The sequence below is a fragment of the Modicisalibacter coralii genome (assembly GCF_004117855.1).
GTDB lineage: Bacteria > Pseudomonadota > Gammaproteobacteria > Pseudomonadales > Halomonadaceae > Modicisalibacter > Modicisalibacter coralii.
Genome location: NZ_QWBW01000041.1, coordinates 18,182 through 38,609 on the forward strand (window position 1 = coordinate 18,182; position 20,428 = coordinate 38,609).

The window sequence follows — 20,428 nt, forward strand, 5'->3', positions numbered from 1 at the left end:
CTTCCAGAGCCTCACGGGTGACGGTGGGGTCTGCCGCGGCAAGCCTTCGCGAGGGCGCTGTAAACCCTTCCTTGGGCGCTACTTTTGCCATCCATGGCAAAAGACCCTCGCTCCGGCTTGCCCCGGCAACCTTTCATCCCGCTTCTGGAATGGCGCTCCTCGTGAGGTTTCACCGAGCCAGAGGGGACGACCATGGCCAACGACCACAACCCGGCGAGACGCGAACAGAATCGCGCCCTGGGACTCTCGACGGTCGCCTTCACCGCCTGCTTCGCGGTGTGGACGCTGTTTTCCATTCTCGGTCTGCAGATCAAGCAGGAGTTCGCCCTGTCGGACACCCAGCTCGGCCTGCTGATGGCGACACCGGTGCTCACCGGGTCGATCAGCCGACTGTTCCTGGGCATCCTCACCGACCGCTTCGGCGGGCGCTGGGTGTTCAGCCTGCTGATGCTGGCCACCGCCGGCTGTGTCTATCTGCTGACCTTCGCCACCAGCTACCCCCTGCTGCTGCTCGGCGCCCTGGGCATCGGCCTGGCCGGCGGCTCGTTCATCGTCGGCGTGGCCTACACCTCGGCGTGGTTCGAGCCCGAGCGCCAGGGTACCGCATTGGGCATCTTCGGCGCCGGCAACGTCGGCGCGGCGGTGACCAACTTCGGCGCGCCCTTCCTGCTGCTGGCGCTGGGCTGGCAGGGCGCGGCCCTGGTCTACGCCACGGTCATGGCGGCGATGGGCGTGGCCTTCCTGCTGCTGGCGCGCACCGACCCGCAGAGCGCCCAGCGTCGCACCGACGCCGTACCGCTCAAGCAGCAACTGGAGCCGCTGGTCGAACTGCGGGTGTGGCGCTTCTCGCTGTACTACTTCTTCGTCTTCGGCGGCTTCGTCGCCCTGGCGCTGTGGCTGCCGCACTACCTGGTCGAGGTCTACGGCCTGAGCATCACCGCCGCGGGTATCGTCGCTGCACTGTACACCATCCCGGCGTCGCTGTTTCGCATCCTCGGCGGCTGGCTCTCCGATCGCTACGGCGCGCGGCGGGTGATGTACGCCACGCTGATCGCCTCGGTGGTCTGCACCTTCCTGCTCAGCTACCCGCCGACCCATTACCGTGTGCAGGGCGTCGACGGCACGCTGGAGTTCTCGTTCGCCATGAACCTGATCGGCTTCGTCGCGCTGATCATGGTGCTGGGCTTCTTCATGTCGCTGGGCAAGGCGGCGGTGTTCAAGCACATCCCCAGCTACTACCCGCAGCACGTCGGCGCGGTGGGCGGCGTGGTGGGCATGATCGGCGGTCTGGGCGGCTTCTTCCTGCCGCTGACCTTCGGCATGCTCAACGACGTGGTGGGCATCTGGCAGAGCTGCTTCATGCTGCTGCTGCTGGTCTCCGGCGCGGCGCTGGCGTGGATGCATTACGCGATCCTGCGCGCCAGCCGTGAGGAATGGCGGGACGGCCGCGAGGTCCGCGATCTGCCGGAGCTGTCCACCCCCAGCCGCTTCGTGCTCCAGGACTGGCGCCCCGAGGACCCGGACTTCTGGGCCGAGAAGGGCAGGCGCATCGCCACCCGCAACCTGTGGATCTCGATCCCCAACCTGCTGCTGGCCTTCGCGGTGTGGATGGTCTGGTCGGTGGTGGTCGCCAAGCTGCCCCAGGTGGGCTTCGACTACACCTCCAACCAGCTGTTCTGGCTGGCCGCGCTGCCGGGGCTGTCCGGCGCCACGCTGCGCATCTTCTACAGCTTCATGGTGCCGATCGTCGGCGGGCGGCGCTTCACCGCGCTGTCCACCGCCTCGCTGGCGCTGCCGGCGCTGTGGATCGGCTTCGCCGTGCAGAATCCCGAGACCCCCTACCTGGTGATGCTGATCCTGGCGCTGCTGTGCGGCTTCGGTGGCGGCAACTTCGCCTCGAGCATGGCCAACATCTCGTTCTTCTATCCCAAGCGCGAGAAGGGCAACGCCCTGGCGCTCAACGCCGGCCTGGGCAACCTGGGCGTCAGCGTCATGCAGTTCCTGATTCCGCTGGCGATCACCGCCGGGGTGTTCGGCGCGCTGGGCGGCGAGCCGCAGGCCCTCGACGACGGTCAGCGCCTGTGGCTGCAGAACGCCGGCTTCGTGTGGGTGCCGTTCATCCTGATCGGCGCGGTGGCGGCCTGGTTCGGCATGAACGACATCGCCAGTGCCCGGTCCTCGTTCAAGGATCAGGCGGTGATCTTCAAGCGCAAGCACAACTGGCTGATGTGCGTGCTCTACACCGGCACCTTCGGCAGCTTCATCGGCTACTCCGCGGGCTTCCCGCTGCTGGCTTCCAACCAGTTCCCCGAGGTCGACGTGCTGCAGTTCGCCTTCCTGGGGCCGCTGGTGGGCGCGCTGTCCCGCGCCGGCACCGGCTGGATCTCGGACCGCTTCGGCGGCGCCCGGGTCACCCTGTGGGTGTTCGCGGCGATGATCGCCTGCGTGGCCGGGGTGCTGTTCTTCCTCGGCATCAAGGACCAGCCGGGCGCGTTCTGGGGCTTCTTCGCGATGTTCCTGCTGCTGTTCTTCTTCACCGGGGTGGGCAACGCCAGCACCTTCCAGATGATCCCCGAGATCTTCCGCCAGGAAGTGGCGCGACTGATGCCATCACTCGACGCCGCGGCGCAGCGCCAGCAGAGCGACAAGGAATCCGCGGCGACCATCGGCTTCACCTCGGCGATCGCCGCCTACGGTGCCTTCTTCATTCCCAAGACCTTCGGCAGCTCCATCGCCCTGACCGGCGGGGCCGAGCTGGCGCTGTACGGCTTCATCGCCTTCTACGCGATCTGCGTGGCCCTGACCTGGTTCTACTACACCCGCGCCAACGCCGAGATCCGTTTTCAGGAGCCCGGGCGGGCGACGCCGGCACAGACCGCGTCGTCATGAACCCGCGCCGTTGAGGAGAAAAATCCCATGAGTCATTTTCTGGACCGTCTGAAATACCTGACCCGCCGCCCCGAACACTTCGCCGAGGGGCACGGCGAGACCCGCGACGAGACCCGCGACTGGGAGGACGGCTATCGGGCCCGCTGGCAGCACGACAAGATCGTGCGCTCCACCCATGGCGTGAACTGCACCGGTTCGTGCAGCTGGAAGATCTACGTCAAGAACGGCCTGGTCACCTGGGAGACCCAGCAGACCGACTACCCGCGCACCCGGCCGGATCTGCCCAACCACGAGCCGCGCGGCTGCCCGCGCGGGGCCAGCTACTCCTGGTACCTGTACAGCGCCAACCGGCTCAAGTACCCCTTGATCCGCAAGCCGCTGCTGGCGCTGTGGCGCGAGGCGCTCGCCGAGCACGCCGATCCGGTCGACGCCTGGGCGTCGATCGTCGAGGACCCGGCGAAGGCGGCCCGCTACAAGAAGGCCCGCGGTCTGGGCGGCTTCGTGCGCGCCGACTGGGAAGAGATGGAGACATTGATCGCCGCCTCCAACGTTTATACCGCCAAGCAGTACGGCCCGGACCGGATCATCGGCTTCTCGCCGATCCCCGCCATGTCGATGGTCAGCTACGCCGCCGGGGCCCGCTACCTGTCGCTGATCGGCGGGGTCTGCCTGTCGTTCTACGACTGGTACTGCGACCTGCCGCCGGCCTCGCCGATGACCTGGGGTGAGCAGACCGACGTGCCGGAATCCGCCGACTGGTACAACTCGGGCTACCTGATCGCCTGGGGCTCCAACGTGCCCCAGACCCGCACCCCGGACGCCCACTTCTTCACCGAGGTGCGCTACAAGGGCACCAAGACCGTCGCCATCACCCCGGACTATGCCGAGGTGGCCAAGCTCGCCGACGAGTGGCTGTCCGCCAAGCAGGGCACCGACGCCGCGCTGGCGATGGCCATGGGCCACGTGATCCTCAAGGAGTTCCACCTCGAGCGCCAGGACCCCTACTTCACCGACTACGTGCGCCGCTACACCGACATGCCGATGCTGGTCGAGCTCGAGCCCCGCGAGGACGGCAGCTACGTCCCCGGGCGCCAGTTGCGCGCCAGCGACTTCAGCGAGGCCCTCGGCCAGGCCAACAACCCCGAGTGGAAGACCGTCGCCTGGGACGTCACGAGCGACCGGCTGGTGGTGCCGCGTGGCTCGATCGGTTTCCGCTGGGGCCAGGACGGCGTCGAGGCCGACCGGGGCAAGTGGAACCTCGAGCCGCTGGACGCCGAGGGCCGCGAGATCGAGCCGCTGCTCACCCTCGCCGAGCACCACGATGCCGTGGCACGGGTCGCCTTTCCCTACTTCGGCGGCATCGAGCACGAACACTTCGCCCACGTCGCCGGTGACGACGTGCTTCATCACAACCTGCCGGTCAAGCGCCTGACCCGTGGCGACGGCAGCACGGTGCTGGCGGTCACGGTGTTCGACCTGACCTGCGCCAACTACGGCATCGACCGCGGTTTCAGCGGTAACGAGGGCGCGGCGGACGACGGCGCCACCGCCTACGACCAGGTGCGCCCCTACACCCCGGCCTGGCAGGAGCAGATCACCGGCGTGCCCGCCGCGCAGTGCCTGCGTATCGCCCGCGAATTCGCCGACAACGCGTCCAGGACCCATGGCCGCAGCATGATCATCGTCGGCGCCGGGATGAACCACTGGTACCACATGGACATGAGCTATCGCGGGCTGATCAACATGCTCATCCTGTGTGGCTGCGTGGGCCAGAGCGGCGGCGGCTGGGCGCATTACGTCGGCCAGGAGAAGCTGCGCCCGCAGACCGGCTGGCTGCCGCTGGCCTTCGGCCTCGACTGGACGCGGCCGCCGCGCCAGATGAACGGCACCTCGTTCTTCTACAACCACTCCAGCCAGTGGCGCTACGAGAAGCTCGAGATCCAGGAGATCCTCTCGCCGCTGGCCGATCCCAAGCAGTACGGCGGCAGCCTGATCGACTACAACGTGCGCGCCGAGCGCATGGGCTGGCTGCCATCGGCGCCACAGCTCGGTACCAACCCGCTGCGCCTGGCCGCGGCCGCCGAGGCGGCCGGGCTGTCCACCAGGGACTACGCCGTACAGCAGCTCAAGGCGGGCAAGCTTGCCTTCGCCGCCGAGGACCCGGACGACCCGCAGAACTTCCCGCGCAACCTGTTCATCTGGCGCTCCAACCTGCTGGGCAGCTCCGGCAAGGGCCACGACTACCTGCTCAAGTACCTGCTGGGCGCCAACCACGGCGTGCAGGGCAAGGACCTGGGCAGCATGGACGGCGTCAAGCCCGAGGAGGTGGCGTGGCGCGACGAGGCCGCCGAGGGCAAGCTCGACCTGCTGGTGACCCTGGACTTCCGCATGTCCACCACCTGCCTGTACTCGGACATCGTGTTGCCCACCGCGACCTGGTACGAGAAGGACGACCTCAACACCTCGGACATGCATCCGTTCATCCACCCGCTGACCGCGGCCACCGACCCGGCCTGGGAATCGCGCAGCGACTGGGAGATCTACAAGAGCATCGCCAGGGCGTTCTCGCGGGTCTGCCCGGGACATCTCGGCGAGGAGACCGATCTGGTCACCCTGCCGCTGCAGCACGACTCCCCGGGGGAGCTCGCCCAGCTCGACGTCAAGGACTGGAAGCGCGGCGAGTGCGAGCCGGTCCCCGGCCGGACCATGCCCAATCTGGTCGAGGTCAAGCGCGACTACCCGGCCACCTATGAGCGGTTCACCTCGCTGGGGCCGGCGCTCGAGGCGCTCGGCAACGGCAGCAAGGGCATCAACTGGACGACCGACAAGGAGGTGGAACTGCTCGGCCGGCTCAATCGCCGCAAGCTCGACGGCGCCGCCAAGGGCCGCCCGTGCATCGAGAGCGCCATCGACGCCGCCGAGACCATCCTCTCGCTGGCCCCGGAGACCAACGGTCAGGTGGCGGTGCGCGCCTGGGAGTCGCTGTCGAAGGTGACCGGCCGCGACCATGCCCATCTGGCGCGGCCCAAGGAGGAGGAGAAGATCCGCTTCCGCGACGTGGTCGCCCAGCCGCGCAAGATCATCTCCAGCCCCACCTGGTCGGGGCTCGAGGACGAGCACGTTTCCTACAACGCCGGCTACACCAACGTCCACGAGCTGATCCCCTGGCGCACCGTCAGCGGCCGCCAGCAGCTCTACCAGGATCACCCCTGGATGCGCGCCTTCGGCGAGAGCCTGCTCGCCTACCGCCCGCCGATCGACACCAAGGCGGTGGCCAGTGTCCATGCGCCCAGGTCCAACGGCAACCCGGAGATCGCGCTCAACTGGATCACCCCGCACCAGAAGTGGGGCATCCACTCCACCTATTCGGACAACCTGCTGATGCAGACCCTGTCCCGCGGCGGGCCGATCGTCTGGCTCTCCGAGGAGGACGCCCGTGCCATCGGTGTCGAGGACAACGACTGGCTCGAGCTCTACAACGCCAACGGTGCGATCACCGCCCGTGCGGTGGTCAGCCAGCGGGTCAAGACCGGCATGGCGATGATGTACCACGCCCAGGAGCGGCTGGTGAACATTCCCGGTTCGGAGATTTCCGGCACCCGCGGCGGTATCCACAACTCGGTGACCCGCATCTGCCCCAAGCCGACCCACATGATCGGCGGCTACGGCCAGCTGGCCTACGGCTTCAACTACTACGGCACCGTGGGTTCCAACCGTGACGAATTCGTCGTCGTGCGCAAGATGAAGCGGGTCGACTGGCTGGACGGCGAAGGCAACGACTACGAACAGGAGGCCGTGAAATGAAGATTCGTTCCCAGGTCGGCATGGTGCTCAACCTCGACAAGTGCATCGGCTGTCATACCTGCTCGGTCACCTGCAAGAACGTCTGGACCAGCCGTGAAGGCGTCGAGTATGCCTGGTTCAACAACGTCGAGACCAAGCCCGGCATCGGCTACCCCAAGGAGTGGGAGAACCAGGCCAAGTGGAAGGGTGGCTGGCTGCGCCGCAAGGATGGCCACATCGAGCCGCGCATCGGCGGCAAGTGGCGGGTGCTGGCGAACATCTTCGCCAACCCCGACCTGCCGGAGATCGACGACTACTACGAGCCGTTCACCTTCGACTACCAGCACCTGCACACCGCCAAGCAGGGCCAGCACCAGCCCATCGCGCGGCCGCGCTCGCTGATCTCCGGCGAACGCATGAAGACCATCGAATGGGGGCCCAACTGGGAGGAGATCCTCGGCACCGAGTTCGCCAAGCGGCGGCGCGACGCCAACTTCGCGCAGATCGAGGCCGATATCTACGGCCAGTTCGAGAACACCTTCATGATGTACCTGCCGCGGCTGTGCGAGCACTGCCTCAACCCGGCGTGCGTGGCGTCGTGCCCGAGTGGCGCGATCTACAAGCGCGAGGAGGACGGCATCGTACTGATCGACCAGGACAAGTGCCGCGGCTGGCGGATGTGCGTCTCCGGCTGTCCGTACAAGAAGATCTACTACAACTGGAAGTCCGGCAAGTCCGAGAAGTGCATCTTCTGCTATCCGCGTATCGAGGCCGGCCAGCCGACGGTGTGCTCCGAGACCTGCGTGGGGCGCATCCGCTACCTGGGCGTGCTGCTCTACGACGCCGACCGCATCGAGGAGGTCGCCGCCTCCGCCGACGAGCGCGACCTCTACCGTCGCCAGTGCGAGATCTTCCTCGACCCCAACGACCCCGAGGTGATCGCCCAGGCGCGGCGTGACGGCATTCCCGACAACGTGATCCAGGCCGCCCAGGCCTCGCCGGTCTACAAGCTGGCCATGGACTGGCAGTTGGCGCTGCCGCTGCATCCGGAGTACCGCACCCTGCCGATGGTCTGGTACGTGCCGCCGCTGTCGCCGATCCAGTCGGCGGCCGAAGCCGGGCACATCGAGGACGACGGCGTGCTGCCGAAGATCGAGTCGCTGCGCATCCCGGTCCAGTATCTGGCCAACCTGCTCACCGCCGGCGACGAGGGCCCCGTGGTGCTGGCGCTCAAGCGGCTGATGGCGATGCGCGTCTACATGCGCGGCAAGCACGTCGACGGCGAGGCGAACCAGGCCGTGCTCGACGCCGTGGGGCTCAGCGAAGCCCAGGTCGAGGCGATGTACCGCTACCTGGCGATCGCCGACTACGAAGACCGCTTCGTGGTACCCACCAGTCACCGCGAACTGGCCCGCGAGGCCTTCCCCGAGCGCGGCGGCTGCGGCTTCAGCTTCGGCAACGGCTGCCAGGGTGGTGACAACGAGACCAGCCTGTTCGGTGGCCGCAAGCAGACCACCACCCTGGTCAAGCCGGTGAACGTCTACGATCCGCACGTCGAGGAGACCGCCCGTGACTGACACCACCCGCCGCAGCCTGCTCGCCCTGGCGCGGCTGCTCGACTATCCCGAGGCCGAATTGCGTCTCGCCGCCGACGAGCTGGTGGCGATATTCCTCGCCGAGCGCCGCCTGCCGGCGGCGCTGCGCGAGGCGCTCGTCGGCTGGTGCCGGCGGCTCGCCGCCACGCCGCTGCTCGATCTGCAGGCCGACTATGTGGCGTTGTTCGACAAGGGCCGGGCCACCTCGCTGCTGCTCTTCGAGCACGTCCACGGCGAGTCCCGCGATCGCGGCCAGGCGATGGTCGACCTGCTCGCCGAGTACCGTGCCGCCGGCTTCGAACTCGACGCCCGCGAGCTGCCCGACCATCTGCCGCTGTTCCTCGAGTACCTGTCCACCCGCGACGACGCCGAGATCGGTCGCTGGCTCGGCGAGATCCGTCACATCCTGGCGCGGCTCGCCGCCCGGCTCGAGGAGCGCGAGGCCGGCCACGCCCTGGTGCCGCTGGCGCTGCTGGCGCTGATCGGCGCCGAGGGGGATGTCGCCGTCCACCGTGAACCGGCGAAGCAGGAGCCCCGCGACGACACCCCGGCGGCGCTGGACGCCGTCTGGGAGGAGGAGGCGGTGCGCTTCTCCGCCGCCTCCGACGAGGACTGCGCGCTGCAGTCCGCCGAAGGCCGGCGCCTCGCCGAACGCAAGCGCGCCACGCCGCAGGAGGCGGTGCGCATCCTCGATCCCGTCAGCGTCTCAGCGTCATTCGGAGAGCCGTCATGAACTATCTCGATACCCTGTTGTTCGGCCTGTACCCCTATCTCGCCGGCAGCGTCTTCCTGATCGGCAGCCTGCTGCGCTTCGACCACGGCCAGTACACCTGGAAGACCGGCTCCAGTCAGTTGCTCTCGCGGCGGCGCCTGCGCCTGGGCAGCAATCTCTTCCACATCGGGGTGCTGACGATCTTCTTCGGCCACCTGGTGGGGCTGCTGACGCCGCACTGGGTCTACGCGCCCTTCATGGCCGCCGGCACCAAGCAACTCGTCGCCATCGTGGTCGGCGGGGTGGCCGGCGTCCTGTGTCTGATCGGCGGAGCGATCCTGCTGTACCGCCGGTTCTTCGACTCACGGGTGCGCGCCTCGTCGAGTGTCAGCGACAACCTGATCCTGAGCCTGCTGCTGGTGCAGGTCATGCTGGGGCTGGGCACCATCGGTTCGGCCGTGCATCACCTGGACGGCGGCGTGATGCTGCGGCTCGCCGAGTGGGCGCAGTCGATCGTCTTCTTCAAGGGCGACGCCGCCGCGCACCTCGCCGGGGTGGGCTGGATCTACCGGCTGCACATCCTGCTGGGGCTGACCATCGTGCTGATCTTCCCCTTTACCCGGTTGGTGCACGTATGGAGCGCGCCGCTGGGGTATCTGGGGCGGCGGTATCAGATTGTCCGGCGCCGGGCCTGAGGGTCTGCCGCAAAATGCCTGCGCTCGGCGATTTTTCAGACAAGGCCGAGGGGATATCTGGCTGGGCGTGCGGGACGAGGGGCGCCGGAGGCAGGCCGTAGAGGAGGTCCTACGCCATGGAAGGCGTAGGTAGCGCCCATGGATGGGTTTACAGCGCCTCCTCGCAGGCCTGCCGCCGGTTCAGCCCCGAGTGACCGTGAGATGGTTACATCCTCGCTGGACGATACAGCACGCCCAAAGACATTGAGAGAGTCATGACCATGCAACAGATTGCCATCGAAACCCTGCCGGGCGGCGGCGTGCCGATCCGCGTCGGCGAGGTCGCCATCGACGAAGCCGAGATCGCCCGCGAGATGCAGCACCACCCGGCCGACAGCGCCGACGATGCCCGCGAGGGGGCGCTGCGGGCCCTGGTGATCCGCGAGCTGCTGCGCCAGCGGGCGCAGGAGCTGGGCCTGGACGGCGACGACGAGGCCGCCGTCGCCGCCCTGCTGGAAGACGAGCTGACGATTCCCGAGCCCGACGAGGCCGACTGCCGGCGTTATTTCGACGCCCACCGCGAGCGCTTCGGCGAACCGGCGCGGCTGTCGGTGCGTCACATCCTGCTGGCGGCGGCCCCGGACGACGCCGAGGGTCGCGATGCCGGCTACCGCCGGGGCACGGCGTTGATCGACGAACTCGCCGAGAACCCCGAACGCTTCACCGATCTGGCCCGGCAGCACTCCGCCTGCCCCACGAAGGAAAGCGGCGGTGAACTGGGCTGGCTCACCCCGGGCCAGACCGTCGCCGAACTCGACCGCGCGCTGCAGACCCTGCCCGAGGGCCTGCACGACCGACCGCTGGCTTCGCGTTACGGCTGGCACGTGGTGTGTATCGATGAGCGCCGCGACGCTCGCCCGCTGCCCTTCGAGGCGGTCGCCGAGCGCGTCCGCCATACCCTGCGCGAACAGGCCACGCGGCGTGCCCTGCGGCACTACCTGCTGGCCCTGGAAGCCGAGATCGGCGTCACCGGCTTTCGCCTCGACGACGACGCGGCGGGTGCGCTGATGCAGTAGCCCGGCGATCCCCGGCGAGGTGTGATGAACCCAAAAAAAGCGCCCTGCCAATGATGGCAGGGCGCATACGCAGGGATCGTCTGTACAGGTCGTCTTTCCTGACGAGGGACATCGTGTCCTTCCCGCGCCTTCCTGGCGGCGGGACGGCCATCCTAGCCGAAAGCTTCCTTGCTTGCCTCGCGATCCTCCTGATCGCGAAGACGGGGTTACACTAGAACACAAAATTTAACAATGTGCCAGTTTCACCCTGCGCTCATGGGGGAAAACGTCGACGAACCGGTTTCGCCAGCGGCCCATTGGCCTGCGACCGGTGAATGGGGGCAGCCCCGATTGCAGGTCATCAGGGACTGCCGAAGCATTGCCTATCCTTGCCGTTTCTCACGGGCGTCCTGCCCGTCCATCCCTGGTAGTTCCAGCGAGCATCCTGCTCGCCCATCCCTGGATTCTGCCGGGCGTCCTGCCCGTCCATCCCTGGCAATTCCAGCGAGCATCCTGCTCGCCCATCCCTGGATGCTGCCGGGCGTCCTGCCCGTCCGTCCCTGGTAGTTCCAGCGAGCATCCTGCTCGCCCATCCGTGGATGCTTCTGGGCGTCCTGCCCGTCCGTCCCTGGTAGTTCCAGCGAGCATCCTGCTCGCCCATCCCTGGATGCTTCCGGGCGTCCTGCCCGTCGTCCCTGGTTGCCGAGCCATCCGTGGCTCGTCTTCCCTGGCGGGCCTCCTCTGCCCGATGCCGCACACGGTGACAGCTATAGCAGGGTGTCTATATAACTCATGTTATCAACACAAAGAAAAGTTCGTGATTTCTTACAATCAGTAATTTGCCTTGGATTGAGTGAGACAATCCGTGGCTATCTCAGCAGCGACTCGAGGGCGAAGACATGGGCGTCCTCGTGGCCCATGTCGCGCAGCGCCGCGGCGAGCTTCAGCAGATACTCGCGGTTGGCGCCGCTGGGCCCACGGGCGGTGTCGATCAGCCGGGCGATCTCGGGCTCCGGGGCCGGGCCGGCGAAGGCGGCGTTGTCCTCGCTGGCGATATAGACCAGCCCTTCATGCGTGGTGCCGTCGTCGAGATGCAGTTCGGTCACCACGCGGCGATAGCCGTTCTTCTCGCGATGATCGAGCGGAGCGAGCGTCTCGGGGGTGATCCGGTAGGCCATGCCGTGACAGTGCTCGCCCGGCGACTCGACCAGGGTGGCCACCCGTCCCGGTGCCTCGGGCGTGCCGCGATGGTCGTGGGAGGCCTGCCAGAAGCGCCGGGTCCAGCCGACGATATGCGCCGGGCAGCGCTCGAGATAGGCAAAGTCGGCCTTCCAGATCAACGAGCCATAGCCGAACAGCCAGAAGTCCTCGTGGGCGTCGAAATGGGTCATCCGGCGGTTGAGTGCGGTGGTGTCGAGGGACATGACGGGGTCCGTATCGGGGGTTCGTCGGGGATATGCGGCCGCCCCGGCGGCGTCGCAACCCCGGCCGCTCACCGGCGGGCCGAGGTGGCGCTCGTCGCCTGCCCGGCCGATGCCGGGGCGTGACGCTTGCCGCCATCCCGGCCCTGCGCCGGCTGGATCGGCGGAAAGTCCTGCGCGGTGAGGGTCTCGCGCTCGAGCAGCAGGGCGGCGCCGGCGCGCAGGTCGTCGAGGGCGGCTTCGAGGACACGTAGCGCCTGGTGATAGGCGCCGTCGACCAGGCCTCGCACGGCGAGATCGATCTCGCGGCCGGTGGCCTCGGAGTAGCTGCGCGGCTGGGCCAGGCCGTAATTATCGCCGAGGAAGGCGTGGCGGTCCTCCTCGTAGACCACCTGCTCGACGTCGTCGGCCATGCCGAAGCGGGTGACCATGTGGCGGGCGATCTCGGTGACCTTGGCCAGGTCGTCGGCGGCGCCGGTGGAGATCTCGTCGAAGATCAGCCGCTCGGCGGCACGCCCGCCCATCAGCACCGCCATGCGGTTCTCCAGGTCATGGGTGGTCTGCAGAAAGCGGTCCTCGGTGGGCCGCTGGATGGTGTAGCCCAGCGCGCCGACCCCGCGCGGAATGATCGAGACCTTGTGCACCGGGTCCATGCCCGGCAGCGCGGCAGCGACCAGGGCATGGCCCATCTCGTGATGGGCGACCACCTCGCGCTCGTGGGGGTTGAGCAGCCGGCTCTTCTTCTCCAGGCCGGCGACGATGCGTTCGATGGCGTTGGTGAAGTCGGCCATGCTCACGGCATCCGCCTCGCGGCGGGTCGCCAGCAACGCCGCCTCGTTGACCAGGTTGGCCAGGTCGGCGCCGGTGAAGCCCGGGGTCAGCGCCGCCAGGTGGTCGAGGTCGACATCCTCGGCGAGTGACTGGATCTTGCCGATGTGCACCATGAGGATCGCCTTGCGACCCGCCCGCTCGGGGCGGTCGACCAGCACCTGGCGATCGAAGCGCCCGGCGCGCAGCAGCGCTGGATCGAGGATCTCCGGGCGGTTGGTGGCGGCGAGCAGGACGATCCCCGAGGCGGTGTCGAAACCGTCGAGTTCGGTGAGCAACTGGTTGAGAGTCTGCTCCTTCTCGTCGTGGCCGCCCATCGCGTTCGGCCCGCGGGCCCGGCCCAGGGCATCCAGCTCGTCGATGAAGACGATGCAGGGCTTGGCCTTGCCGGCCTGCTCGAACAGGTCACGGACCCGGGCCGCGCCCACGCCGACGAACATCTCGACGAACTCCGAGCCGGAGATCGAGAAGAACGGGACGCCCGCCTCGCCGGCCACCGCCCGCGCCAGCAGCGTCTTGCCGGTACCCGGCGGGCCCACCAGCAGGATGCCCTTGGGGACATGGGCGCCCAGCCGGCCGTAGCGCTGCGGATCGCGCAGGAAGGCCACCACCTCCTTGAGCTCGTCCTTGGCCTCGTCGACCCCGGCGACGTCGGCGAAGGTCACCTTGGTCGCCGTCTCGACATAGACCTTCGCCTTCGACTTGCCCAGGGTCATCATCCCGCCGAGCCCCTGACCGTTGGCCATGCGCCGGATCACCAGCGACCACAGCGCGAAGAAGAACAGCACCGGAATCAGCCATGACAGCAGGGTGCTGAGGAAGGTGTTCTCGCGGGTGCCGTCGAAGGTCACGCTGTACTTCTCGAGCGTCGCGGCCAGCGCCGGGTCGACACGATTGGTGGTGAAGCCCGTTCGCCCGTCGTCCTGCGCTGTCTTGAAGGTGCCGGTGATCTGCTCGCTGCCGATCTTGACCGTGGCGATGTCGCCGGCCTCGAGCCGCTGGGTGAACTCGGAGTAGGGGATCGGTTCCCGGGAGCGCCACTCCAGGTAGGCATCCTGGATCAGCAGGACCATGACGAAGGCCACGATCACGTACCACAGATGGATCTGGTTGCGCTTGTCCATGACACCCCCACGGCCGGCATTGCCTCCAGTGTATCCCAGCATTCGCGCCGACGAGGCGTTCCCACGTCATCCCGTGACCGACATCAAGTCGAGCGACGCTGGCCCGATCGCTTCGGCTGTCGGTAAATGCTTGTCAGGCATAAAGGAAAGCGGGTCGTCAGGGCTGAGCGAATGGCCGTGAGTTGCCCGGATAATGCCCATTGTCAGGCTATGTGAGGCTTTCGTCACGGATTGTTTCATTCGAAAAAGGTTGAGCCAGGTCACATTTTTCTTAGGGAATTATGCCTGTAGCGCTAAATCGGCGACGGATCGTGCCGATGGAGTCTTGTCCCCGGAAGATGCGCCGGTCGGGGGGCTTCCACTTCCGGGCGCCGGAAGGAATCGCCGGCAACCGCGATGCCGAAACTACACAGCACAACGAGCAGGAACGGGGTTGGGAAACATGGCGAGACACGCGAAACACGATGGGGCGGCCGCGCTTCCCCTGCTTCAAGGCACACTGGCCCGTGCCGGGCTGGCGCTGGGCGCCTTGCTGCTCCTGTTGCCGGTCGTCGCCGCGCTGCTGGCCACGGGGCGCGTGCTGCTCGCCCTGGCGGCGGCGGTGCCGTTGGCGGTTGTCGTGGTCGGGGTGACGGCCGTCGTCCGCCGGGTCTGGCGGCGTCTGCCCGGTACCGGGCGTCAGCGGTTGAGTAGCGAGCTTGGCGTGGTGACCGCCGAGACCCTGCGCCGCCAGGGGCTGCTCGTCGACTCGACGGCCGAGCTTCTCCCGCTGTGGACGAGCGTCATCGAGGGCGGGCGCGGCAGCATGGAAGAGGCCGTCACCTCGTTGGCGCGTCACTTCGATGCCATGCATCAGCAGCTCGACGTGGCGCTCAATGCCGGCGACGAAACCGACATGCAGGCCAAGCAGCACGCCCTGCAGGCGGTGACCGCCACCACGCAGCAGGCGTTCGGGGAACTCTGGGCGTCACTGGACGCCTCCGCGGTGCGGGATGCCGAGACCCTGCAGTTGATCGGCGACCTGGCCGAACAGAACGCGGCCCTGGTGGGGCTGTCCGGGGAGATTCGTGACATCGCCCTGCAGATCAAGCTGCTGGCGCTCAACGCCGCCATCGAAGCGGCGAGAGCGGGCGCGGCGGGGCGCGGCTTCGCGGTGGTCGCCGGCGAGGTTCGTAACCTGGCGATCCGCTCCGCGGAGGCGGGCGATCAGGTGCACGATACCGTCGCCCGGGTCAACGGGCGTATCCAGACGGTCGTCGAGCAAGTCCAGCGCAACGTCGAACTGTCCCGCGAGTCCCGCGAGCACAACCAGCGCACCATCGGCGAGGCGACGCACAACGTGACCCGCCGGGCCGAGAGCATGGCCGAGGATGCCCAGGCACTGATGCGCGTCAGATCGGACATCGAGGCCCAGGTCAACGAGGTCATCGTCAAGCTGCAATTCCAGGATCATCTCAGTCAGGTGCTGGACCACACCACCCAGGCGATGGACGACCTGGGCACGGCGCTGTGCCCGACCGTCGACGAACCGAGCGACGCGCTGGCGGCACGCCTGGCCAGTCTGCGCGAGCGCATGAGCCGGCGCGCGACCACCGATTTCGAACGCCGGGTCCTGACGACCGAGTCGGGCGCCCCGGACGAGACCCAAGACACGGCAAGTGAACTGACTTTCTTCTGAGAGGGATGAACCCATGAGCAAAACGATTCTGGTCGTCGACGATTCCGCTTCCGTGCGCCAGGTGGTGGGCATGGCGCTGCGCGGTGCCGGGCATTCGGTGATCGAGGCCGTCGACGGTCGCGATGCCCTGAACAAGCTCGATGGCGGCAAGCTCAACCTGGTGGTCTGCGACGTCAACATGCCCAACCTGGACGGTATCGGCTTCGTGCGTGAGCTCAAGCAGAAGCCGGCCTACCGCTTCACACCGGTGCTGATGCTGACCACCGAGTCCGAGGAAGCCAAGAAGCAGGAAGGCAAGGCGGCCGGTGCCAAGGCCTGGCTGGTCAAGCCCTTCAAGCCCGACGTGCTGCTCGCGGCCGTGGCGAAACTGGCCTGAGGCGAGGTGCAGGGTGGAAGCACAGACGACGACCCCGCGTGACTGGCAGGCGCCGGCGGCGCTGACCATCTACGACGTCGCGGCGCTGGAGCGGGACATCGGATCGCTCGACCCGGCCGCCGGCGACTGGCGGGTGGACGTGAGCGCCGTCCGCGAACTGGATGGCGCCGGTATCCAGTGGCTGCTGGCGCTGCAGGCCCGGCTGGAAAGCATCGGCCGTCGCCTGACGCTGACCGGGGGCAACCCCCTGGTCAGCGAGTGTCTGGCGTGTCTGGGAGTCAGCCATCGACTGGCGGCGCCCGGCGAGCCGTGTGAGGTGAGCGATGATTGATCCGGCAGCGGTCTTTCGCGACGAGGCCCACGAGCATCTCCAGGTGCTGGAGACGGCCCTGCTCGAACTCGAGAGGCGGCCTGGCGACGCCAAACAGATCGTGCTGGCGTTTCGCGCCATGCACACCATCAAGGGGGCGGCGGGGATGGTGGGTTTCGACCACCTCTCGGCGTTCACGCATCACCTGGAAACCCTCTTCGACGAGGTCCGCAACGCGCGTCTCTCGCTCGGCCCCGAGGCGATCAGTCTGGTGCTGGAGTCCCGCGACCACATCGAGACGCTGCTGGTCGATCCCGAGCCCGACGCCGGGCAACTGGCCACCAGCGCACGGCTGCAGGCACGGTTCCTGGCGCTGATGGGCGAGGCTCGGGCGCAGCCCGCAGCGGCGGAGGCGGCCGTCGACGACGAGGGCCGGCCGACGGCCTATGCGCTGCGCATCGTGCCGTCCGCCGAGGCCTTTGCCGACGGCTTCGATCCATTACCGGTGCTGCGCGAGCTGAGTGGGCTCGGCGAGTGCCATGCCGTCACCACGCTGAGCGACGCGTTCGACCCCGACGCCTTCGACCCCGAGCGGTGCCATTTGACCAGCCGGGTGCTGCTGGTCACCGCTGCTCCCCGCGAGAGCCTGGATGACGTCTTCATCTTCGTCGCGGACGACTGGCGGATCACCATCGAGGCGCTCGATGGCGAGGCGTTGGACGCGATGACCGAGCTCCTGGTCGCCGAGGGTGCCCTGTCGGCGGCGGCACGGGAGGCCCTGCGTGGCGCCCTGGCGGTGCCGGCGGTCGAATCCGGCGTGCCGGCGGCCGGGGCCCCGGCGCACGCGGGCGAGGGCGGCCCCGCGCCAGGCGCCAAGAGCCCGGCGCCGTCCAGCGAGCCGACCGTCAAGGTGCCGCAGGGCAAGCTGGACAGCCTGCTCGATCAGGTCGCCGAACTGGTGATTCTCCAGGCGCGGCTCGAACAACTCGGTCTCGAGCGCGAGGACGAGGCCCTCGACGAGCTGGCCGAGGAGATGGGCCGGTTGACCACCGGACTGCGCGATACCGCCTTCGACATTCGCATGTTGCCGATCGGCTCGACGTTCGGCCGCTTCCGGCGCCTGGTGCGCGACCTGTCCCGGGAACTGGGCAAGGACGTGGTACTGGAAACCGACGGCGCCGACACCGAGCTCGACAAGCTGATGCTCGATCGCCTGGGCGACCCGCTGGTGCATCTCCTGCGCAACAGTCTCGACCATGGCATCGAGTCTCCCGAGGCACGGGTGGCGGCCGGCAAGCCGGCGCGCGGCACGCTGCGGCTGGCCGCGGGGCACCAGCAGGGCCGGGTGATCATCACCCTCGGTGACGACGGTGCGGGGCTGGACGGTGCGCGCATTCTGGCCAAGGCCGTCGAGCAGGGCCTGGTACGCGCGGATACCCCGCTCGACGAGCACGAGATCCATCAGTTGATCTTCGAGCCGGGCTTCTCGACCGCCGCGCGGGTATCCGACGTCTCCGGCCGCGGCGTGGGCATGGACGTGGTCAAGAGCTCCATCGAGAGCCTGCAGGGCCGGGTGACCATCGACAGCCGGCCCGGCGAGGGCACCACGGTGCGCATCGAGCTGCCGATGACCCTGGCGATCATCGATGGATTGATGGTGGCGGTGGACGAGCGCCGTTACGTGGTACCGCTGAGCGTCGTCGAGGAGTGCATCGAGACCACCGGTGAAGCCGCCGGTCAGCGCGGTGGCGTGAGGCTGGTGGAGCACCGCGGGAGCCTCATGCCCTGCCTGCGGCTGCGCGAGCACTTCGCGGTGGCCGGTCCCGCGCCGGCCATCGAACAGAGTGTCGTCGTCAGGGTGGGCGAGGCGTTCCTCGGCCTGACGGTGGATGCGGTGATCGGTCATTTCCAGACCGTGATCAAGGGCCTGGGGCGACTCTATCAGGGGACACCGGGCGTCATGGGGGCAACCATCATGGGGAACGGCGAGATCGCCATGATCCTGGATGTCGCGGAACTGTTTGCGGAGACCCGGCCTGACCGCGGTCGATGAAGAATTCCAACGAAGGGCGAGCACGATGAATCGCATCACCATCAAGACATTGCTGTATACCGGCTTTTTCGTACTACTGGCGCTGCTGGCCACGACCAGCTACATGGGGCTGCATGCCCTGGAGAGGGCCCAGCAGCGGCTCGACGACACGGTTCAAGGCCCGGCGCAGCAGGTCCGGCTGTCGGGCCAGATGCGTGCCTACCTGCTGGAAAAGGATCGTCTGGCCAAGAACTACGTGCTGGCCAAGACGCCGGCGCGCAAGGAGGCGGTGCTCGAGCAGCTCAAGGCGGCTCAGACCAGGCTCGAGACGTATCGCGATGAACTCGCCGACCTGACGACCGACGACGGGGACCAGGCGATCAGTGCCTTCGATGCGGCCCACGCCGATTATCAGCGCTCGATCGACCGGGTGCTCGACATCGCCCGGCTCACCGAAGCGGCGGGGGCGACGCCGGAGGCGGTCATCGAGGCGACCCGTCAGGCCAACGCCCTCATGGAGTCCGAGACCAGCGTGGCGCTGGACGAGGCCGAGTCGCGCCTGCGGCATGTGCGTGACATGAGTGATGCCGCCATGGCAGCGGCCACCGAGCAGGCGGCCCGCAATTACCAGACGGCCCGCAACCAGTTGCTGACGATCCTGGGTGCGGCGCTGGTCATCGGGCTGCTCGTCGCCATCCTGGTGATCCGGCGCATCAACCTGGTGAGTCGCCTCGCCACGCAGATCGGCGAGGGCAACCTCGACCAGCGTTTCGACGCCAGGGTCAGCGACAGCGATCTCTACGGCGTGCTGCGCAACATGAACGCCCGGTTGCGCGAGATCGTCAGCGACATCAAGGAGGCTTCCGGCAACGTGGCCGCGGGCAGCATGCAACTGAGCAGCACCGGCCAGCAGATCGCCCAGGGGGCCACCGAACAGGCGGCGTCGCTCGAGGAGGTCTCCTCGTCGATGGAGGAGATGAGCGCCAACGTCTCGCAGACCGCCGACAATGCCCGCCAGACCGAGCAGATCGCCCGTCAGGCGGCGCAGGACGCCCAGGCCTCGGGGGACGCGGTGCACCAGTCGGTATCGGCGATGCAGCACATCGCCGAGAAGATCGGCATCATCGAGGAGATCGCCCGGCAGACCAACCTGCTGGCGTTGAACGCGGCCATCGAGGCGGCACGTGCCGGCGAGCACGGCAAGGGCTTCACGGTGGTGGCCGCCGAGGTACGCAAGCTGGCCGAGCGCAGCCAGAAGGCCGCCGGCGAGATCGTCGAGCTGTCGCGCGACAGCCTGGGCGTCTCCGAGCGGGCGGGCGAGATGCTGGCCGCGCTGGTGCCCGGCATCCAGCGTACCTCGGAACTGGTTCAGGAAATCAGTGCCGCCTCCGTCGAACAGGACAAGGGCGCCGGCGAGATCAACAAGGCCCTGCAGCAGCTCGATCAGGTGGTCCAGCAGTCCGCCGCCTCGGCCGAGGAAATGGCGGCGACTTCCGAGGAGCTCTCCGCTCAGGCCGAGCAGATGAACGCCACCATTGGCTTCTTCAGGATCGACGAGCGGGCGGCCACGACCACCAAGCGGCCGGCGAAGGCCGCCGACGAGTCGACCGGCAAGGCATCCGTGGCGGACCGGCAGGCGTCGAAAAGCCCGGTATCGCGCTCGGCGGCCCGGCAGCCGGCCCTGGCCGGGGACGGCGTGTCGATCGACCTGGACGGCGACGATGGCTTCGTCCGCTACTGAGGTGTGCCATGGAAACGCGTAACGACATGTCGCCGGCCGCGGGTGGTTTCCAGGTCCTGACCTTCGTGCTCGACGATGAAGGGTTCGGCGTGGAGATCCACGACATCCAGGAGGTGATCGAGTACCGGGCGGTGACGCCGGTACCCCGCACCCCCGACTTCATGCTGGGCGTGATCAACCTGCGCGGCAAGGTGATACCGGTGGTCGATC

General features: G+C 67.8%; 14 protein-coding genes. 12 read left to right on the forward strand and 2 right to left on the reverse strand.

Features of this window, described 5'->3' with window-relative positions; all coding sequences use genetic code 11:
- The first annotated feature begins 192 nt into the window (after positions 1-192).
- From D0901_RS18570 to D0901_RS18595, 6 genes are all read left to right on the forward strand, one after another.
- On the forward strand, positions 193-2,889 hold the full coding sequence (locus D0901_RS18570) for a nitrate/nitrite transporter (RefSeq protein ID WP_129141793.1): 2,697 nt from the start codon (positions 193-195) through the stop codon (positions 2,887-2,889).
- 27 nt (positions 2,890-2,916) lie between these two features.
- Positions 2,917-6,693 carry a nitrate reductase subunit alpha gene (locus tag D0901_RS18575; RefSeq protein WP_129141794.1) on the forward strand — a complete coding sequence of 1,259 codons (3,777 nt, stop codon included), beginning with the start codon at positions 2,917-2,919 and terminating at the stop codon, positions 6,691-6,693.
- Positions 6,690-8,249, forward strand: coding sequence for a nitrate reductase subunit beta (narH, locus tag D0901_RS18580; RefSeq protein ID WP_129141795.1), 1,560 nt, complete (start codon positions 6,690-6,692; stop codon positions 8,247-8,249). Before D0901_RS18575 ends, narH begins: the two co-directional genes overlap by 4 nt.
- Positions 8,242-9,000 carry a nitrate reductase molybdenum cofactor assembly chaperone gene (narJ, locus tag D0901_RS18585; RefSeq protein WP_129141796.1) on the forward strand — a complete coding sequence of 253 codons (759 nt, stop codon included), beginning with the start codon at positions 8,242-8,244 and terminating at the stop codon, positions 8,998-9,000. The genes narH and narJ overlap by 8 nt, the downstream gene beginning before the upstream one ends.
- Complete coding sequence (narI, locus tag D0901_RS18590; RefSeq protein ID WP_129141797.1) at positions 8,997-9,674, forward strand: respiratory nitrate reductase subunit gamma; 678 nt, start codon at positions 8,997-8,999, stop codon at positions 9,672-9,674. Before narJ ends, narI begins: the two co-directional genes overlap by 4 nt.
- A 260-nt stretch (positions 9,675-9,934) precedes the next feature.
- The gene (locus D0901_RS18595) at positions 9,935-10,729 is read left to right on the forward strand and encodes a peptidylprolyl isomerase (RefSeq protein ID WP_129141808.1); all 795 of its coding nucleotides are present in this window, start codon (positions 9,935-9,937) and stop codon (positions 10,727-10,729) included.
- An 848-nt stretch (positions 10,730-11,577) separates the two neighbouring features.
- Here the strand turns inward: D0901_RS18595 and D0901_RS18600 are convergent.
- Together D0901_RS18600 and ftsH are read right to left on the reverse strand one after the other, a co-directional pair.
- Positions 11,578-12,132 carry a gamma-glutamylcyclotransferase gene (locus tag D0901_RS18600; RefSeq protein ID WP_129141798.1) on the reverse strand — a complete coding sequence of 185 codons (555 nt, stop codon included), beginning with the start codon at positions 12,130-12,132 and terminating at the stop codon, positions 11,578-11,580.
- Positions 12,133-12,200: 68 nt separating this feature from the next.
- The gene (gene ftsH / locus D0901_RS18605; protein ID WP_129141799.1) at positions 12,201-14,081 is read right to left on the reverse strand and encodes an ATP-dependent zinc metalloprotease FtsH; all 1,881 of its coding nucleotides are present in this window, start codon (positions 14,079-14,081) and stop codon (positions 12,201-12,203) included.
- 442 nt (positions 14,082-14,523) lie between these two features.
- On the opposite strand from ftsH, the gene D0901_RS21410 reads away from it, so the two are divergent.
- The 6 genes from D0901_RS21410 to D0901_RS18640 all read left to right on the forward strand — a co-directional run.
- Positions 14,524-15,759: a methyl-accepting chemotaxis protein gene (locus D0901_RS21410; protein ID WP_162500919.1), complete on the forward strand. Its 1,236-nt coding sequence runs from the start codon at positions 14,524-14,526 to the stop codon at positions 15,757-15,759.
- A gap of 13 nt (positions 15,760-15,772) precedes the next feature.
- Complete coding sequence (locus D0901_RS18620) at positions 15,773-16,135, forward strand: response regulator (RefSeq protein WP_129141802.1); 363 nt, start codon at positions 15,773-15,775, stop codon at positions 16,133-16,135.
- Between the two features lie 13 nt (positions 16,136-16,148).
- Positions 16,149-16,466, forward strand: coding sequence for an STAS domain-containing protein (locus tag D0901_RS18625; protein ID WP_162500920.1), 318 nt, complete (start codon positions 16,149-16,151; stop codon positions 16,464-16,466).
- Complete coding sequence (locus tag D0901_RS18630; RefSeq protein ID WP_129141804.1) at positions 16,459-18,498, forward strand: chemotaxis protein CheA; 2,040 nt, start codon at positions 16,459-16,461, stop codon at positions 18,496-18,498. Before D0901_RS18625 ends, D0901_RS18630 begins: the two co-directional genes overlap by 8 nt.
- Positions 18,499-18,523: 25 nt before the next feature.
- Positions 18,524-20,218 (forward strand): methyl-accepting chemotaxis protein, encoded by a 1,695-nt coding sequence (locus D0901_RS18635; RefSeq protein WP_203234908.1) that lies wholly within the window; start codon positions 18,524-18,526, stop codon positions 20,216-20,218.
- Positions 20,219-20,226: 8 nt separating this feature from the next.
- On the forward strand, positions 20,227-20,428 hold a 202-nt coding region (locus D0901_RS18640; RefSeq protein ID WP_203234909.1), incomplete at its 3' end, for a chemotaxis protein CheW.

Coding starts and splice junctions, on each gene's coding strand:
- D0901_RS18570 (WP_129141793.1), top strand. CDS start 193: ATGGCCAACGACCACAACCCGGCGAGACGCGAACAGAATCGCGCCCTG.
- D0901_RS18575 (WP_129141794.1), top strand. CDS start 2,917: ATGAGTCATTTTCTGGACCGTCTGAAATACCTGACCCGCCGCCCCGAA.
- ftsH (WP_129141799.1), bottom strand. CDS start 14,081: ATGGACAAGCGCAACCAGATCCATCTGTGGTACGTGATCGTGGCCTTC.
- D0901_RS18635 (WP_203234908.1), top strand. CDS start 18,524: ATGAATCGCATCACCATCAAGACATTGCTGTATACCGGCTTTTTCGTA.
- D0901_RS18595 (WP_129141808.1), top strand. CDS start 9,935: ATGCAACAGATTGCCATCGAAACCCTGCCGGGCGGCGGCGTGCCGATC.
- narH (WP_129141795.1), top strand. CDS start 6,690: ATGAAGATTCGTTCCCAGGTCGGCATGGTGCTCAACCTCGACAAGTGC.
- D0901_RS18600 (WP_129141798.1), bottom strand. CDS start 12,132: ATGTCCCTCGACACCACCGCACTCAACCGCCGGATGACCCATTTCGAC.
- narI (WP_129141797.1), top strand. CDS start 8,997: ATGAACTATCTCGATACCCTGTTGTTCGGCCTGTACCCCTATCTCGCC.
- D0901_RS18620 (WP_129141802.1), top strand. CDS start 15,773: ATGAGCAAAACGATTCTGGTCGTCGACGATTCCGCTTCCGTGCGCCAG.
- D0901_RS18630 (WP_129141804.1), top strand. CDS start 16,459: ATGATTGATCCGGCAGCGGTCTTTCGCGACGAGGCCCACGAGCATCTC.
- D0901_RS21410 (WP_162500919.1), top strand. CDS start 14,524: ATGGCGAGACACGCGAAACACGATGGGGCGGCCGCGCTTCCCCTGCTT.